At 47.6% G+C, this 16,544-nt stretch carries 19 protein-coding genes; 2 read left to right on the forward strand and 17 right to left on the reverse strand.

Features of this window, described 5'->3' with window-relative positions; all coding sequences use genetic code 11:
- Nucleotide 1: 1 nt before the first annotated feature.
- From NQ565_RS01640 to NQ565_RS01675, 8 genes are all read right to left on the reverse strand, one after another.
- Nucleotides 2-670: a TetR/AcrR family transcriptional regulator gene (locus tag NQ565_RS01640; RefSeq protein ID WP_005656438.1), complete on the reverse strand. Its 669-nt coding sequence runs from the start codon at nucleotides 668-670 to the stop codon at nucleotides 2-4.
- A gap of 159 nt (nucleotides 671-829) precedes the next feature.
- Entirely contained in the window at nucleotides 830-2,326 is a 1,497-nt protein-coding gene (gene hutH / locus NQ565_RS01645) for a histidine ammonia-lyase (protein ID WP_005656440.1), read from the reverse strand.
- Nucleotides 2,323-2,952 (reverse strand): cyclodeaminase/cyclohydrolase family protein, encoded by a 630-nt coding sequence (locus tag NQ565_RS01650; RefSeq protein ID WP_005656442.1) that lies wholly within the window; start codon nucleotides 2,950-2,952, stop codon nucleotides 2,323-2,325. The genes hutH and NQ565_RS01650 overlap by 4 nt, the downstream gene beginning before the upstream one ends.
- Nucleotides 2,953-2,998: 46 nt before the next feature.
- Nucleotides 2,999-4,252 (reverse strand): imidazolonepropionase, encoded by a 1,254-nt coding sequence (gene hutI, locus NQ565_RS01655; protein WP_005656444.1) that lies wholly within the window; start codon nucleotides 4,250-4,252, stop codon nucleotides 2,999-3,001.
- Between the two features lie 56 nt (nucleotides 4,253-4,308).
- The gene (gene ftcD / locus NQ565_RS01660) at nucleotides 4,309-5,205 is read right to left on the reverse strand and encodes a glutamate formimidoyltransferase (protein ID WP_005656448.1); all 897 of its coding nucleotides are present in this window, start codon (nucleotides 5,203-5,205) and stop codon (nucleotides 4,309-4,311) included.
- Between the two features lie 288 nt (nucleotides 5,206-5,493).
- Entirely contained in the window at nucleotides 5,494-7,473 is a 1,980-nt protein-coding gene (locus NQ565_RS01665; RefSeq protein WP_005656450.1) for a urocanate hydratase, read from the reverse strand.
- Between the two features lie 259 nt (nucleotides 7,474-7,732).
- Nucleotides 7,733-8,326, reverse strand: a complete 594-nt coding sequence (locus NQ565_RS01670; RefSeq protein ID WP_040316098.1) for a hypothetical protein — start codon at nucleotides 8,324-8,326, stop codon at nucleotides 7,733-7,735.
- 416 nt (nucleotides 8,327-8,742) lie between these two features.
- Nucleotides 8,743-9,384: a DUF6563 family protein gene (locus tag NQ565_RS01675; protein WP_005656456.1), complete on the reverse strand. Its 642-nt coding sequence runs from the start codon at nucleotides 9,382-9,384 to the stop codon at nucleotides 8,743-8,745.
- 110 nt (nucleotides 9,385-9,494) lie between these two features.
- Here NQ565_RS01675 and NQ565_RS01680 point away from each other — a divergent pair, with 110 nt between their 5' ends.
- Together NQ565_RS01680 and NQ565_RS01685 are read left to right on the forward strand one after the other, a co-directional pair.
- Nucleotides 9,495-9,668: a hypothetical protein gene (locus NQ565_RS01680; protein ID WP_153881333.1), complete on the forward strand. Its 174-nt coding sequence runs from the start codon at nucleotides 9,495-9,497 to the stop codon at nucleotides 9,666-9,668.
- A 157-nt stretch (nucleotides 9,669-9,825) separates the two neighbouring features.
- Nucleotides 9,826-11,715 (forward strand): MutS family DNA mismatch repair protein, encoded by a 1,890-nt coding sequence (locus tag NQ565_RS01685; RefSeq protein WP_005656458.1) that lies wholly within the window; start codon nucleotides 9,826-9,828, stop codon nucleotides 11,713-11,715.
- Between the two features lie 50 nt (nucleotides 11,716-11,765).
- Here NQ565_RS01685 and NQ565_RS01690 read toward each other — a convergent pair whose 3' ends face one another.
- The 9 genes from NQ565_RS01690 to infA form a co-directional block, all read right to left on the reverse strand.
- Nucleotides 11,766-12,305 carry a hypothetical protein gene (locus NQ565_RS01690; protein WP_005656461.1) on the reverse strand — a complete coding sequence of 180 codons (540 nt, stop codon included), beginning with the start codon at nucleotides 12,303-12,305 and terminating at the stop codon, nucleotides 11,766-11,768.
- 124 nt (nucleotides 12,306-12,429) lie between these two features.
- Nucleotides 12,430-12,849, reverse strand: coding sequence for a hypothetical protein (locus tag NQ565_RS01695; RefSeq protein WP_005656463.1), 420 nt, complete (start codon nucleotides 12,847-12,849; stop codon nucleotides 12,430-12,432).
- A 301-nt stretch (nucleotides 12,850-13,150) separates the two neighbouring features.
- On the reverse strand, nucleotides 13,151-13,651 hold the full coding sequence (rplQ, locus tag NQ565_RS01700; protein WP_005656466.1) for a 50S ribosomal protein L17: 501 nt from the start codon (nucleotides 13,649-13,651) through the stop codon (nucleotides 13,151-13,153).
- Between the two features lie 3 nt (nucleotides 13,652-13,654).
- The gene (locus NQ565_RS01705; protein WP_005656468.1) at nucleotides 13,655-14,647 is read right to left on the reverse strand and encodes a DNA-directed RNA polymerase subunit alpha; all 993 of its coding nucleotides are present in this window, start codon (nucleotides 14,645-14,647) and stop codon (nucleotides 13,655-13,657) included.
- Nucleotides 14,648-14,658: 11 nt separating this feature from the next.
- Entirely contained in the window at nucleotides 14,659-15,264 is a 606-nt protein-coding gene (rpsD, locus tag NQ565_RS01710) for a 30S ribosomal protein S4 (RefSeq protein ID WP_005656470.1), read from the reverse strand.
- A 115-nt stretch (nucleotides 15,265-15,379) separates the two neighbouring features.
- Nucleotides 15,380-15,769 carry a 30S ribosomal protein S11 gene (rpsK, locus tag NQ565_RS01715; RefSeq protein WP_005656474.1) on the reverse strand — a complete coding sequence of 130 codons (390 nt, stop codon included), beginning with the start codon at nucleotides 15,767-15,769 and terminating at the stop codon, nucleotides 15,380-15,382.
- Nucleotides 15,770-15,780: 11 nt separating this feature from the next.
- Nucleotides 15,781-16,161, reverse strand: coding sequence for a 30S ribosomal protein S13 (rpsM, locus tag NQ565_RS01720; protein WP_004291218.1), 381 nt, complete (start codon nucleotides 16,159-16,161; stop codon nucleotides 15,781-15,783).
- Between the two features lie 34 nt (nucleotides 16,162-16,195).
- Nucleotides 16,196-16,312, reverse strand: coding sequence for a type B 50S ribosomal protein L36 (gene ykgO / locus NQ565_RS01725; protein WP_002558051.1), 117 nt, complete (start codon nucleotides 16,310-16,312; stop codon nucleotides 16,196-16,198).
- A 9-nt stretch (nucleotides 16,313-16,321) separates the two neighbouring features.
- Complete coding sequence (infA, locus tag NQ565_RS01730; RefSeq protein WP_002558052.1) at nucleotides 16,322-16,540, reverse strand: translation initiation factor IF-1; 219 nt, start codon at nucleotides 16,538-16,540, stop codon at nucleotides 16,322-16,324.
- Between the last annotated feature and the right edge of the window lie 4 nt (nucleotides 16,541-16,544).

Below are 16,544 nucleotides of genomic sequence, written 5' to 3' on the forward strand. Positions count from 1 at the left end.
TCTATTTGGTTTCCGTGTCATTGTCTGCAGGCACAACCTTTTTACGGTATTCCCGGATAAACGCTTCCAGCTCGTGCGCCCCCTGTTCCGTAGAGATTCCGCGCAGAAAAGTGAACATTATAGACTCATAGACTTCAAGGAAGGAATACTCTTTGCAGATGTCCGTATTCATCAACACGTCTATCTGCTCCCTTACCAACAGATTGATAATGGCAAAGTTTACATCATCACGGAAAATGCCCTGCTTCACACCTTCCTTAAAGAAGTTTACCGTTTCTTCCGAATCCTGGTTATGACGGTTCGTCATCAGCGCATAGGCTTTGGGATACTTCTTGATGTCTTCAAAGAATTTCTTATTGGTGGCATGGAACTGTTCGATGCTGCGCTGATAGCATTTCAGCAGGACTTCCAATACATTTCCGGAGGTGGCAAGTACATTCTTCAAAAATTCATCCCCTTCCTTCTGACCTTTCAGTATGCACTCTTCCAACAAAGTTTCCTTATCCGAAAAGACTTCATAAAGGGTACGTTTGGAAATGCCCAGTGAAGTGGCAATATCATCCATTGTAATACTCTTGATACCGTGCGCAGAAAAAGCTTCCACCGCAGTATCAATTATTCGCTCTCTCAGTTCCGGACGGGGGACAAGATGCTTGGTATATTCGCTCATTTCTCTTTCTTTTAAAATTCAAAAACTCTTTTTATCCATTTTTCAAAATAAAAACAAGCAAATATAGAAAGAAAACTTAATTAAGCAATTAAGTTTTCTTTCTTTTCTCAAACGGTTAATAAAAATTAGGGATATAACAGATATACAAGGAGAAATATCCTAATAATCAAATTTGGTGCGGCTGAGGAATGCCACTGTCTTATGAATTTCCTTGTACATTACAATATCGTCCTTCACAAAGGGAACTTCCTTGCGGTATTCGCACAGGAAACGTTCCAGAATGGGCGAAGTCTTTTGCGGACGGCGGAAGTCGATACCTTGCGCGGCATTCATCAATTCAATGGCAAGGATATGTTCCAGATTGTCCATGATGCGGAACAGTTTTGTTGCGGCATTGGCGCCCATACTCACATGGTCTTCCTGTCCGTTGCTGGATACGATGGAATCGCTGCTGGCGGCATAACAGTACATCTTGTTCTGGCTCACCATGGAAGCGGCGGCATATTGGGGAATCATGAAACCCGAATTCAGACCGGGATTGGCAACCAGGAACTCCGGCAGTCCGCGCAACCCCATGATGAGCTGGGCAATGCGGCGCTCGGAGATATTACCCAACTCGGCAAGGGCGATGCCCAGAAAGTCGTACGAAATAGCCAACGGCTGCCCGTGAAAGTTTCCACCCGAAATGATGCGGTCTTCATCGGGGAAGATAGTAGGATTGTCCGTTACGGAATTGATTTCGGTCAGCAGTACCGAAGACACATACCTGATGGCATCTTTCGTGGCGCCGTGCACCTGCGGAACACAACGGAAAGAGTACGGATCCTGCACATGCTTGCCGGGACGGGCGATGAGTTCGCTGCCTTCCAACAGCTTGCGGACGTTCTCGCCTGTCTCGATTTGTCCTTTGTGGGGACGGATTTGCTGGATACAATCCATGAAGGGGTCGATACGGCCGTCAAAGGCTTCCAACGAAAGGGCTGCTATCAAATCGGCTTTCTTGGAGAGGCGGAAGGCTTTGAGGATGGCAAAGACACCGTTGGCGCTCATAAACTGCGTACCGTTCAACAAAGCAAGTCCTTCCTTGCTCATCAGCTTGACGGGCTCCCAGCCGAACTCGTCGAGTACGCTGATTGCCTCGCGCTTCTTACCTTTATAATATACATCGCCCACACCGATAAGCGGCAGGAAAAGATTGGCAAGCGGCGCAAGGTCGCCCGATGCTCCGAGCGAACCGCGGTCGTAGACGATAGGCATCACATCGTTATTGAAAAAGTCGAGGATGCGCTGTACGGTAATCACCTGCACACCGCTATGCCCCAAAGAAAGCGCATGTGCCTTGAGTAGCATCATCAGCTTGATGATGACCGGACGTATCTCCTCGCCCACGCTGCAAGCATGGCTCTTGATAAGGTTCTCCTGCAAGATGCCCACTTCGTCTTGCGATATATTCTTACTACACAACGAGCCGAACCCGGTAGTTATTCCATACAAAGGCTCTGCCGATTCAACGGTTTTCTTATCCAGATAGTCGCGGCATTTCTGTATGCGTTCCTTAGCTTCGGGAGCCAGCTCAAGTTTCAGGTTCTCGTTAATGATGCGTTCGATAAGTTCGAAAGTCAGCTCGCCCGAACCGACATAATAGACATTCTTCATACTTTGAGCTCCTCATTGATTTCGTCCAACAATTCTTTTTCTTTGGCGCAGGCAAGGCGTTCCAGTTCATCGGCTTCGGCTTGCAGTTTGGCAACGAACTCCTTATCTTTCAGCGAACCGAGGTTAATGCGCACATTCATCAAGGCTCCCAACACGGCAGAGCGGGCCGACATCATTGCCACGCAGGCATCGGTTACGGCATTGCGGTTGCCCAGGCGGGCTACGTCCATAATGACGGTCATCAGTTCGAAGGCATTGCGCGCCACCTGCATAGGCACAAGTGCGGCAAACTTCGTAGCTTCCTGAATGGCTGCGCTGCGGGCAGCCTTTTCCTCATCGGTGGCCTTCGGCATCTTGAAGCAGGCAAATACGCTGTCGTAGGCCTCGGAGTCGCGGTCTATGTCGCCGATGAAGGTATCTTTCACTTGCAAAGCCACTTCGGAGATATGTTTCATCAGTTCTTCATGCTCCTCATAGCCTTTCTTGCCGATAGTGAGGTTGGCAACCATTGCCGCCAAAGCCGAAGCGACGGCTCCATTCAATGCGGCGATGCTTCCGCCGCCGGGGACGGGATCGCTGCCCGCCACTTTATTCAAAAACTCTTTGACTGTTAAATCGACTAACATGGGATTTAAGTATTAAATATAAAGTATAAAGTATTAGTTTTCTGTTTCAAAGCACCGGATAAAGCACACCTTCCTTCACCGTGGTGTGTACACAGTTCATCCCCACGTAATAGGGCAGGAAATGGTAATTGTCCGTGTTCAGCACCACAAAGTCTCCTTTCTTTCCCACCTCGATACTGCCGATGCTGTCGGCCCGGTTCAAGGCGGCGGCTCCGTTCAGTGTGAGGGCGGTTATGGCTTCTTCGATACTCATCTTCATATAGATACATGCCAGCGCAAAGGTCAGCGGGATAGAACCGGAGAAACAACTGCCGGGGTTGAGGTCGGTGGCCAATGCTACGGCACAGCCCGCATCAATCATCTCGCGCCCGCGGGCATACGGCTCTTTCAGGGCAAAGGCGGTAAGAGGGAGCAATGTGGCAACCACGCCTTTATCCGCCATGGCACGGATGTCGGCATCGGAAGCATGCAGCAAGTGGTCGGCGGAGACGGCGGAGAGTTCCGCAGCCAGCCCCGCACCGCCCAGCGGTACGATTTCATCGGCGTGGAGTTTCAGTGCCAGTCCCATTTCACGGGCGGCGGTCAGCAAGCGGCGGGACTGTCCGATAGAGAACACGCCTTGCTCGCAAAAGACATCGCAAAACTCTGCCAGCCGGTTTTGAACAACGGCGGGCATGACTTCACGGATAATGAAATCCACGTAATCGTCCGTGCGTCCATTGTATTCCTGAGGCACTGCATGCGCGCCCAGAAACGTAGGAACGATATCCACACGCTTGTGCTCGTCATTGTTCAGACTGCGCATCACGCGGAGTTGCAGCAACTCGGTTTCCTTGTCCAGCCCGTAGCCGCTCTTGCCCTCGACGGTGGTAACTCCCATAGTGCTCATTTGCTTCAAGAAGCCCTCTGCCTTGGCGCGCAGTTGGATAAAGTTGCACTCACGCGTAGCTTTCACCGTACTGACAATGCCGCCGCCACGCTCCATAATGGACATATAGCTCTCGCCTTTCAGCCGCCAGGAGAATTCCTCGGCACGTTCCCCGCCAAACACGAAGTGCGTATGCGAATCGACAAAGCCGGGCAAAAGGCACTTGCCGCGGGCGTTGTAATGCCAGTAGCGCTGATAATAGCCGTCGCGCTCCTCGCCACGGTTAGGGCCTACGTAGGTGATGACGCCTCCGGTAACTTCCACCGTAGCGTCATCGATAATGCAAAGTTCTTCCATTTCCCTGCCGCGGCGGGCGGAAAAGCCGACGGGAGTTACGACACGGGCATTGAAGATTATCAGATTTTCTGTCATAGCTGTTTCTGTTTCATTTTCTTCCGGTTACTCGCGCAGTCTGCGTATTCCTGCACTTATTCCATTATCCGGGCTTCCAGCACCTGCTGCATCGAGAAGTTCTCCAGTCCGAGGTAATAGGAAGCTGTATCAATCAGCGCTTCCATAGGTACGAGGCCTATAATCTCACTGCCCACGATGCTGACACCGTAGCGGCGCGCTTCGATACGTACCAGTTCGAAGGCACGGTAAAGCGCCGTGCGGGTATAGTCGGTCATGTTGATGGATACTTGGGTAATCCCCCGGTCTTTCAGTTCCACGCCCATAGCCTTGCAGTAGCGCAGCCCGCCGCCGATAAAACGTATCTTTTTGGCAATGTCGTGCGCAATCTCCAGACTCGGCGTATTGAGGTTGATGTTATAGGCTACCAACGGCATGCGTGCTCCTACTGCCACCGTACCTGCGGTAGGATGACGTTCGGCGGGACCGAAATCGGGTTGCCATTCGGGAAGCTTTATCTTCTCCGCCATGCCCTCGAACTCTCCTTTACGGACAGCCGCAAGGTTCTCGCGGTGAGGTGCCGAAGCGGATTTCTCGTAGAGGAATACAGGCAGGTTATAACGTTTTGCCACTTCCGCACCCACTTCCTTAGAGAGCGCAATGGCCTCTTCCATGGTCACATTCTTGATTGGGATAAAAGGAACAACGTCCACAGCGCCCATACGGGGATGCTGCCCCTGGTGTTTGTTCAGGTCGATGAGCTGTACGGCCACGCCGATGGCTTCGAGCACGGCATCGCGGAGCGGTTCGGGCTCGCCCACTACGGTAACCACCAGCCGGTTGTGGTCTTCATCGTTACTGTAATCCAGCAACTTCACACCTTGCTTGCCACGGAAAGGGGCTACAATACAGTCTATTTTCTGCAAGTCACGTCCCTCGCTGAAATTGGGGACACATTCTACGATTCGGTTCATAACGGTTATGTTTTTGGAGCTCACTACAGAGGAGACGGTATTTTTCTTTGATATTATCTCCGGACAGACCTATTATTTTTTCAGACAGAAGAACCAAAGGACATAAACTATGCAGGCGGATACCTGCCGGACATCACAGTTGAGTTTATCCTCTTAACCTTATATCTTTTTGCGCATTTGTTCTTTGGTTCTCTTATATTCTGAATATCCTTTATGTTCTTTGGTTCGTCTGTCTGAAAAAAGAATACTCTTATATCCTTATCTCCTCTATAAATAAGCCTGTTACTATTATTTTATATATTTATCAATCAGTTCTTCATCCGCCACGTAAGGCATCGTGATGTGATAGCCTTCCGCATGGGTGCGGTTAAACTCTTCGCTGGTTTCCATGGCATGTGCATTTCGTGCCCACGAACGGCGTGCCACACCGCCCATCACATCCCAAAGCATGGCAGAGCGCAAGATTTCGTCCACCCGTTCGGAACCGTCGCACACCATGCCGAAGCCGCCGTTAACGGCCTTGCCGATACCTACTCCGCCACCGTTGTGCAACGCCACAAGGCTCATGCCCCGCGCGCAGTTACCGGCAAAGCATTGCACCGCCATGTCCGCCATTACGTTGCTGCCGTCCTTGATGTTGGATGTCTCGCGGAAAGGAGAGTCCGTACCGCTGACATCGTGATGGTCGCGTCCCAGCATAATGGGACCTACTTCGCCGCGGCGCACCATTTCGTTGAAGCGCAAGGCAATCTTCATGCGTCCCTCGGCATCCTGATAAAGGATGCGCGCCTGCGTGCCTACCACCAGGTTGTTCTTCTCGGCATCGCGTATCCAGTTATAATTATCCAAATCCTGTCCGCGGCGGGTAGGGTCGATGCACTCCATGGCGGCACGGTCGGTCTTTACCAGGTCCTCATGCTTGCCGCTAAGACATACCCAACGGAAAGGCCCGTAGCCGTAATCGAAGAGTTCCGGCCCCATAATGTCTTCCACGTAGCTGGGGAAGATGAAACCGTTCTTGTCGCTGCCGTTGCGCGCTATTTCGGGAACGCCGGCATCATAAACGGCTTTCATGAAAGAGTTGCCGTAATCGAAGAAGTACGTGCCCCGGCCGACAAGCTCTTTTATGGCAAGGAAGTGGCGCTTCAACGTGGCATCCACCTTACGGCGGAATTCGGCAGGATTCTCATGCAGCATCCGGGTACGCTCCTCGAAAGTCAGTCCCACGGGGCAGTAGCCGCCGTCGTATGCCGCATGGCAGGATGTCTGGTCGGAAAGCAGGTCTATATGTATCTGTTCCTTTACGGCATATTCCAAAAGGTCTACCACATTGCCGTGATAGGCGATGGAAATCGGAGTGTGACTGTCCATGGCCTCTTTAGCCAGCGCAAAGGCTTGCGGCAGCGAATCCGTTACGTGTCCCACCCAGCCTTGACGGTGGCGGGTTTCGATACGCGAGGCATCCACTTCGGCTATGACAGCCGCCGCACCGGACATCTCGGCAGCTTTGGGCTGGGCGCCGCTCATACCGCCCAGGCCGGAAGAGACGAAAAGCCGTCCGCGCAGGTCACCGTCCTGAGGGATGCCGAGCTTCAGCCGTCCGGCATTCAAAAAGGTGTTGAAAGTGCCGTGCACAATGCCCTGCGGCCCGATATACATCCACCCGCCGGCAGTCATCTGACCGTAATTGGCTACACCCATCTGCATGGCTGTATGCCAGTCCTGCTGATTATCATACAGCCCTACCATCATTGCATTCGTAATAATGACGCGCGGCGCTTCGGGTTTCGACTTGAAGAGTCCCAGCGGATGCCCGCTTTCGATAACGAGCGTCTGGTCATCGGTAAGGACTTCGAGGTATTGTTTTATCAGGCGATACTGCATCCAGTTCTGGCACACCTGCCCCGTCTCGCCGTAAGTGACAAGTTCGTAAGGGTAAAGGGCTATGTCGAAACAAAGATTATTGTCTATCATCACCTGAAAGGCCTTGCCCTCGATGCAGCGTCCTTTGTATTCGTCGATGGGCTTTGCCTTGAGGTCGCCTTGCGGACGGTAGCGGTAGCCGTAAATGCGTCCGCGCGTACGGAGTTCTTCCATAAACTCCGGAGCGAGTGTTTCGTGCAGTTCTGTAGGGATGTAGCGCAGGGCATTCTTCAATGCCGTAGCGGTTTGTGCCGCGTCAAGAGTGTAGCCGCGGTCGGGCGCCCGCCGGATACCTTCTACGAAGGTGGGATAAGGGGGCAGTGTTTTGCTTAAAGTTATCTCCATAGTATATAAGGTGAATAGTTACAAATTGTCAGAATACACTGGCTCGTATCTGCCGCAATATAAAAATAATTCCCGATATTCGCAATAGAATACCGGGAATTTTATCATTTAGTCAATAGAGACTCCTTATCGTATTACTTGAAATACTGTCTGGTCCACTCATCTGCTATTCAAAAATAAACAAAGGCAATGAATCCACTTTTTTTGCATAATAAGAAAAGTAACTTAATATAGCTCAGAGAAATACAAACAGACCATTTTAATAAAGTTGATATTGAACGGTGAGGGCAGCTACAGTGCCGTTATGATCCAAAGTATAATCTGTAATCAGAATACGAAGATACTTCACTTCATCATTCTCTGTCTTGAAAGCTACAGCATAACCATGATTAGGCTGAGCCACCGGAAAATCTTTGACATAATATCTATTGTCATCTGGTAGAATCAACTTTTTTATTACTTCCGGTAAGCTATTTACTTTCCCTACATCTTCTATCATTACATATAAACCATTATAGGATTGCACCTCAAAGGCATTATAAGAAGAAAACGTACTATTCCATACCCCACTTTGACGTATAAAAGAAAGTACACCAAGACACCCACGCGAGAGATACAGTCCATACTTTCGATTAAAATCTTCATAGTAAACAGGTATTTCGGCACTGCTCCATTTTAAGTTGTATTTCAACACCGCCGTCTTCACTGCCGTTGTTGCCGTATAGTCCCCTTTCACTTCCGTTCCCCCAGCTCCCGGCTCATCAGTAGGTTCATTATCATCGCTTCCGCAACTTGCACAAAACGTCCCGAACAAGAACATCAAACAGGGTAACCAAAATAATCTCATTTTCATATCTATAAATGTTTATTTAAGATATACCCGGTTCCAAAGTATAACAATGTGTTTTTCAATCTCTTTTGAGACAGGGATACAAAAGCGACGTGGAACCAAACTTTATTGTACTTCAAGGTTCTGGAATACCTATACACTGAATAAAGTTAAGCCCACGTCGTAGAGAGACGCGGGCGTTACAACTTTATATTCTCAGTGTATTTGAATTTTCCAGATTCTGAAGTACAGGAATAAAAGCTAACGCTCTCTTATATATGTCTATTTCCTAATTTGTCTTTATACCATAGGCATTCTTTTTTACATTTATAATAAATATAATAACCGCAAATATATAAATAAAATAATTATCCGCAACACAAGCAGACACTCTTTATGCAAATCCACCCAACCGATAGCTACTCCACATTTGCCCTACTCTATTCAACACCCGGCTTACCCGCCAACTGACGCAGGTATTTTCCGACAACCTCTGCCGATTCGTTCGTTTCTTTCTCAAAAGCCTCTTTCAGCTCCGGATAATCCGCCAGCAGTTCCAGCATCTTCTCCCTGCCCACAAACTCCGAGCGTCCCGTTTCCGGATTCAACTCATAATACACGCGCGCAAAGACCAGCCCCGAGGCATTGATGGCATCTCCCACTTCACCGCCCAGCTTGGTTGCATCGGGCGGAGTTGCCGTACTTGCGGCAGCCTGCCCCACAGGTTGCGCACAGAAATAAATCCTGCCTTTCACCCACATGGCAGGTGCATACCAGCCGCCAAAGCGGTAGCGTTTATAACGCATTTTCTTACAATTTACATATAGCGACGTATCCATCCGCACCGCATAACAGCGAGACTTCAAATATCTGCAAAGACCGGAATTGTCCTTCGCTTCTATACGGTAATCCGCTCCCCCCATCAGATAAATCTGATTCTTGGAACGCTTCTCCACTTTCAGTATGGTGACCGTATCTCCACGCCCTTCCACCAACTCTTTCAAATTGGAATACATTATCTGCTGTGCCGAACATGGCAAGACCAATAATGCCAATAGCCCTAACACCCAACCTCTTTTCATATCGCTATCCTTTCTTTTTGAAACTTTGCATACTCAGGCGAAAGGTACATTTTTTATTGATATTCAGCAAATATAGAAGAGAAAAAACATCATATTTCCCGCAAAATCATTTGCATATACCTATCATCGGCCTTGCATGCCGCCATCGCCGCGAACGGAAACCTATGGTACGGAAGCCCGAAGCCACCTTGCCGCAACAAGCAAGATACGCTGCTGATTACAAGCAAGATGCAAGTACCAACAATGTACCTCCTGCTGGTATACGCCGTACCAACCGTTGGTAGCTCCCGTACCAAGCAGTGGTAGCTCTCCTACCAAACCGTGGTAGGCCTCGTACCAACCCGCGGTACTTCGAATACCGCCAGCCGATATTCCGCATATCCTTAGGGGAAAAAACATATATTTCGTTATCTTTGTCGTTCTCTAAAGCATGGAAACAAAATGGAAAGCATTGAAAATATAAAATCGGTCTACCAGCGTATTGAGGATGAAGCCCGATGCGAATTGAATAAAGTACAGCAACAGATTTATCGCATCAGCACACTGCGGCTGCTGCTGTTCGTGGCAGGAATTGCGGGGATTATCTATTTCTGGACAGAAAGTTGGGCAGTGCTGACGGGCATTGCACTTGTCACCCTGCTGCCGTTCATTCTCCTGATAAAATACCACAACCGCCTGTTTCACCGCAAAGATTATCTGGAAAAGAAGGCAGAGGTCAACCGGCAGGAGCTGGCTGCGCTGGACTATGACACATCCTGCTTCGACGGCGGCGAGGAATTTGCAGACCCTGCACATCTGTATGCTTACGACCTGGACGTATTCGGCACGCATTCGCTGTTCCAATACATCAACCGTACCTGTACCGAACCGGGGAGACGCCTGCTGGCCGACTGGCTGGGGCAGCATCTTACAAAGAAGGAGGATATACTGGAGCGCCAGGCTGCCGTACGCGAACTTGCTCCCGAACTGGAATTCCGCCAGCGGTTCCGTATCCTCGGCCTGCTGCATAAAGGCAAGACAGCCGATGAAACCGAGTTGAAAGCATGGGCGGCAAGTCCCGGGATATTTCGCAAGAGCAGACTCTTGCGTGTGCTGCCGGCAACCGTTACGGGTATCAACGGTGCATGTTTGCTTTTGGTCGTTGCCGGTTACCTGCCGGCAAGTATGTGGGGAGTAATCTGGACCCTCTTTGTCGTTGCCGGGTTTGCCTTTACCGGAAAGATTACCAAGATACAAGCCGTGTACGGCAAGAAACTGCAGATTCTCGGAACGTATGCCGGGCTGCTCAGGCTTATGGAAGCCCGCCCCATGCAATGCCGCCTGCTGAAAAGCATTAAAGAGGAAATCGGCGGCGAACAGCGGAAAGCATCCCTCTCCATCAGCCGTTTGAGCAAGCTGATGAACGAGTTGGACCAACGCAACAATATGTTCATGTACGTCATCCTCAACGGACTGTTCTTCTGGGAACTGCGGCAGATTATGCGCATCGAGGCATGGAAAGAGCAATATGCCGGCGAACTGCCTCAGTGGCTCGACGCCCTCGGGCAGATGGATGCTCTTAACTCACTGGCAACCTTTGCCTATAATCATCCTGCATATGCTTATCCTACTCTGCTTGACAAGGCTGATATGGCTGCCGCCAAAGCCGGCATCTCTTCCGATGCAAGGAAAGCCGGTGCGGCAAATACCGGCAGCAATGCCCGTTTCATACTCCGTGCAAAGGCTTTGGGACATCCCCTGATGCATCGCGACCGTTGTGTGCGCAACGACATCGACATGGAGAAACGCCCTTTCTTCATCATCATCACCGGCGCCAACATGGCAGGAAAAAGCACGTACCTGCGTACGATAGGCGTCAATTATCTGCTCGCCTGTACCGGCATGCCTGTGTGTGCGGAGGAAATGGAAGTGTATCCCGCGCGCCTTGTCACCAGCCTGCGCACCAGCGACTCCCTGACCGACAACGAGTCTTACTTCTTTGCCGAACTCAAGCGCCTGAAACTCATTATCGACAAACTGCAAGCGGGCGAAGAGCTGTTTATCATTCTGGACGAAATACTCAAAGGAACAAACTCGATGGATAAGCAGAAAGGTTCATTCGCACTTATCAAGCAGTTCATGGCTTTAGAGGCAGACGGCATCATCGCCACCCACGACCTGCTGCTGGGTACGCTCATCGACCTTTTCCCGGAGAATATCCGCAACTTCCGCTTCGAGGCGGATATCACCGACAATGAGCTGACCTTCTCCTACCGTCTCCGTCCGGGCGTGGCGCAGAACATGAACGCCTGCTTCCTAATGAAAAAAATGGGGATTGCCGTCACCGACTAATCCCCGTTTTATACCGATAAGCTAAAGCGCTCGCTTTTATCTGCACAAACTTACACTGTCCTGCACTTAGACAGGAAAGCCGAGACCGCCGCTGCCTCGCTACCCGTGAAGTAACGTACGGAAGTCACCGGAGTATAGGTGTAAGGCACAAACTGAAACAGTTGCAATGCGGCAAATTTATTGTCCTGCGAAATCATAATGTCCATACGTACATTACCGCTCGATTCGCTCTTTATACCCGCCTCGCAGTCCGGATTGCCGCGCTCAATCATTTCGGTCAGCTCACCTATATGCTTCAAATCGAAAAACATGCTGCGCTCCTTCGTCACGCTTCCTGTAGGCAGGTACACCATTTCCTTCGACTTCCAGAACAAACGGAATACCCCCAGCAGAATCAATGCCGTGCCCACTACCATCAGCGCCATGCTTATGGTGGAAGATTTATCGTGCATTTCAAAAATAGAAACAAAGATAAGAAGACCCGCCACCATCATCGCCAATGAGATGAGCAGTCCGGAAACACTTGTACGTTTTGCAATATCGGGATGTGAAGACGCAAAAAGAGTTGCGTCGATAGTTTTAGTTGCCATATTATAAACAGTTTTATAAATTAATGAATTATTGTAATAGAGAATAAGGGAGTACAATCTCTTCTCTATACGGACATTTATCCGATGCCCATACACAGAAAAAAGACCTAAATACAATAAGACATTAAATCAGAATCCGCCTCAGTGTGAAAATATAGTATTCACACACAGGCTTGCAACCATAGTAAGCGGTGGAATCATAAAGCTTCTCTTTATGCAAAGACAGAACCGCTTCGCGCCGGGCAAGCTTATCCACCCAGTCCTTTAGTGAAAAGATGTATTCGGCGGTATAGGAACGCTGAATGCGGGACATGGCAAGCGAGTGCAGATGACCGCTGTTACTCGCCAGCTCCGCTACCGGCAGATAGGGCAACTGAGGTGAAGTAAAGCATGTGCCATCCTGAGAATGAGCGGCAGTCACCGCCTGAATATCCGTAGAATCTCCTGTACTCACCCCGCCATCGGAAGTAAATACAGCGCCCGACGTCTGCCACAAAGCCAACGCAAGCACCAGGAGTCCTATGATTTTCAAATATCTGCCCATAACTGTGTGCAAATATAACGGTTTATTTCACAGGTTTGTTTTATACACACATCTTTTAAGGTTTGTTCATGTAAAAAGAGGATTGCCCAAATACGTCTGATTGAATCTCTAAAAAATCTTGCTTCGTCATAAATAGAAAGGTTATAGCTGTTGTAATATTGCAGTGGCAAAATTACACCACAACCATAACCTTTGAAGCAGGTACTTCTGTTAGTGCTTACCGTAAAAATGATAAAAGCGTAAACAAAAAAGCCGCCCCAATCGCTGGGACGGCTTTCTATATATAAAAAGAATAGTTGAATTATTCTGCTTTTGCTTCTTCAGCAGCAGGAGCTTCGGCAACCGGTGCAGTTTCAGCAGCGGGAGCAGCTTCGGCAGCAGCGCTCTTCTTTGAACGACGGGTACGGGTAGCTTTCTTAGCCACTTTTTCCTTAGCCATGTTTTCGTTGTAGTCAACGAGTTCAATGAAGCACATTTCTGCGTTGTCACCCAAACGGTTACCAGTCTTGATGATACGAGTGTAACCACCCGGACGGTCAGCAATCTTCACAGAGATTTCCTTGAACAGTTCAGTTACAGCATACTTGTCTTGCAAATTGCTAAATACAACACGACGAGAGTTTGTCGTATCGTCCTTGGCTTTTGTAATCAAAGGCTCAACGAACTTCTTCAGAGCTTTAGCCTTTGCAACGGTCGTAGTGATTCTTTTGTGCTTTATCAAAGAACACGCCATATTAGCCAACATAGCGTTTCTATGAGAGGCAGTACGACCCAAATGGTTGAATTTCTTATTATGTCTCATTTTTTATTCTTTATCTAATTTATATTTAGAAATATCAGTTCCAAACGACAGATTCAGACTTTCCAGCAAATCATCAAGCTCGGTAAGCGATTTCTTTCCGAAATTTCTGAACTTCAGCAAATCGGTCTTGTTGAACTGTACCAAGTCGCCCAAAGTCTCTACATCGGCAGCCTTCAAACAGTTGAGGGCGCGAACCGAGAGATCCATATCGACAAGCTTGGTCTTCAGCAACTGACGCATGTGCAATACTTCCTCATCAAACTCTTCATTGCCGTCAGCATCGTTGCTTTCCAGCGTAATCTTCTCATCGGAGAAGAGCATGAAGTGATAAATCAGAATCTTTGCTGCCTCTTTCAGAGCTTCTTTCGGGTGAATGGAACCATCCGTAGTAATCTCAAGCACCAGCTTTTCGTAGTCGGTCTTCTGCTCAACACGGAAGTTCTCTACCTGATACTTAACATTACGTATCGGAGTATAAATAGAATCGATAGGAATTACGTTCACATCGGTGCAATATTCGCGGTTTTCGTCAGCAGGAACATAACCACGGCCCTTGTTGATCGTAATATCTATCTGCATAGTTGATTTTGAATCTAAATGACAAATAACTAATTCAGGATTTAACACTTCAAATCCAGTCAAATACTTACCTATGTCACCTGCTTTAAATTCACTTGAATTCTCGATTGTAATACTTACCTTTTCGCTCTCGAATTCTTCAACTACTTGCTTGAATCTCACTTGTTTCAGATTCAAGATAATGTTAGTAACATCCTCTTTTACTCCCGGAACACTGGAAAACTCGTGCTCAACACCTTCTATCTTGATAGTAGTGATAGCAAAACCTTCCAATGAAGAAAGCAGGATGCGGCGCAGTGCATTACCCACGGTAATACCGAAACCGGGCTCCAACGGACGAAATTCGAACTTTCCGAATTTAGAGTCCGCTTCCAACATTAATACTTTATCAGGTTTTTGAAATGCTAATATCGCCATGAAATTAATTATTATTTAGAATACAATTCTACAATCAAATGCTCTTTAATGTTTTCAGGAATGTCTGCTCTTTCAGGTACGTGCAACAGCTTACCTACTTTAGCATTGTCATCCCATTCCAACCAAGGATATTTGCTGTGATTAAAGCCGGCCAATGAGTTGGCGATAACTTCCAAAGATTTGGATCTTTCACGAACGCCAATAACCTGACCCGGTTTTACTGCATATGAAGGAATGTTTACCACTTCGCCATCTACAGTAATGTGCTTGTGGCTCACCAACTGACGGGCAGCGGCACGAGTCGGAGCAATACCCAAACGGAATACTACATTGTCAAGACGACCTTCCAACAATTGAAGGAGCACCTCACCGGTAATACCTTTAGCGGTAGCTGCCTTCTCAAACAAGTTGCGGAATTGTTTTTCCAAAACTCCATAGGTGTATTTGGCTTTCTGTTTCTCACGAAGTTGAACACCATATTCAGAAGTTTTTCTCTTTCTTGAATTACCGTGCTGTCCGGGAGGATAGTTCTTCTTTGACAATACTTTATCTGCTCCAAAGATACCTTCACCGAATTTACGGGCTATTCTTGATTTTGGTCCAGTATATCTAGCCATTTCTTTTAAATATTTAATTGTTATTCATGAACTTAATTTGTTGCAGCCGCGATTGTAGAGAAGAAATTACAATCCAATAACAATATCAAGTTTCATTTTTTATTAAAGGTAAATCTTAAACTCTACGTCTTTTCGGAGGACGACAACCATTATGTGGAAGCGGAGTTACATCAATGATTTCAGTAACTTCGATACCTGCACCGTGGATAGTTCTAATAGCAGACTCACGTCCGTTACCTGGACCCTTCACATATGCCTTTACCTTTCTCAAGCCAAGATCGTATGCTACTTTAGCACAATCTTGAGCAGCCATTTGTGCTGCATAAGGAGTGTTCTTCTTAGAACCTCTGAATCCCATCTTTCCGGCAGAAGACCAAGAAATAATCTGACCTTCACTATTAGCCAGAGAAACAATAATGTTGTTGAAAGATGAATGAACATGCAACTGTCCATTAGCATCTACCTTTACATTTCTCTTTTTTGCTGCAACTGTTTTTTTTGCCATATCAACAATTATTATTTAGTAGCTTTTTTCTTATTAGCAACGGTTTTCTTTCTTCCCTTACGAGTACGGGCGTTGTTCTTCGTACTCTGGCCTCTTACAGGGAGACCGATACGGTGACGTACACCACGGTAGCAACCGATATCCATTAAACGTTTGATGTTCAATTGAACTTCAGAGCGAAGATCACCTTCTACTTTATACTCTGCACCAATGATCTCACGAATCTTGGCAGCCTGATCATCCGTCCAGTCTTTTACTTTCAGGTCTCTGTCAACACCTGCTTTGTCCAAAATCTTTGCTGAACTACTACGACCTATTCCATATACATAGGTCAACGCAACTTCACCTCTCTTGTTTTGAGGCAAATCGACACCAACTATTCTTATAGCCATATACTAAATTATTTTTTTTGCAAAAATAATAATATTATCCTTGACGTTGTTTATACTTAGGATTTTTCTTGTTAATAACATACAAACGGCCATTACGTCTAACGATCTTACACTCTGGCGTACGTTTCTTTAAGGATGCTCTTACTTTCATATCTTAATTTTATTTATATCTAAATACAATTCTTCCTTTCGATAAATCGTAAGGAGACATTTCGACTCTTACCTTATCACCCGGCAGGATCTTGATGTAGTGCATCCGCATCTTACCGGAAATATGGGCAGTAATCTCATGTCCGTTTTCTAATTCAACACGAAACATTGCATTAGACAATGCTTCAACTATAACTCCATCTTGTTCTATTGCAGATTGCTTTGCCATATTA

It is taken from the genome of Bacteroides stercoris ATCC 43183 (assembly GCF_025147325.1).
Taxonomy (GTDB): Bacteria; Bacteroidota; Bacteroidia; order Bacteroidales; family Bacteroidaceae; genus Bacteroides; species Bacteroides stercoris.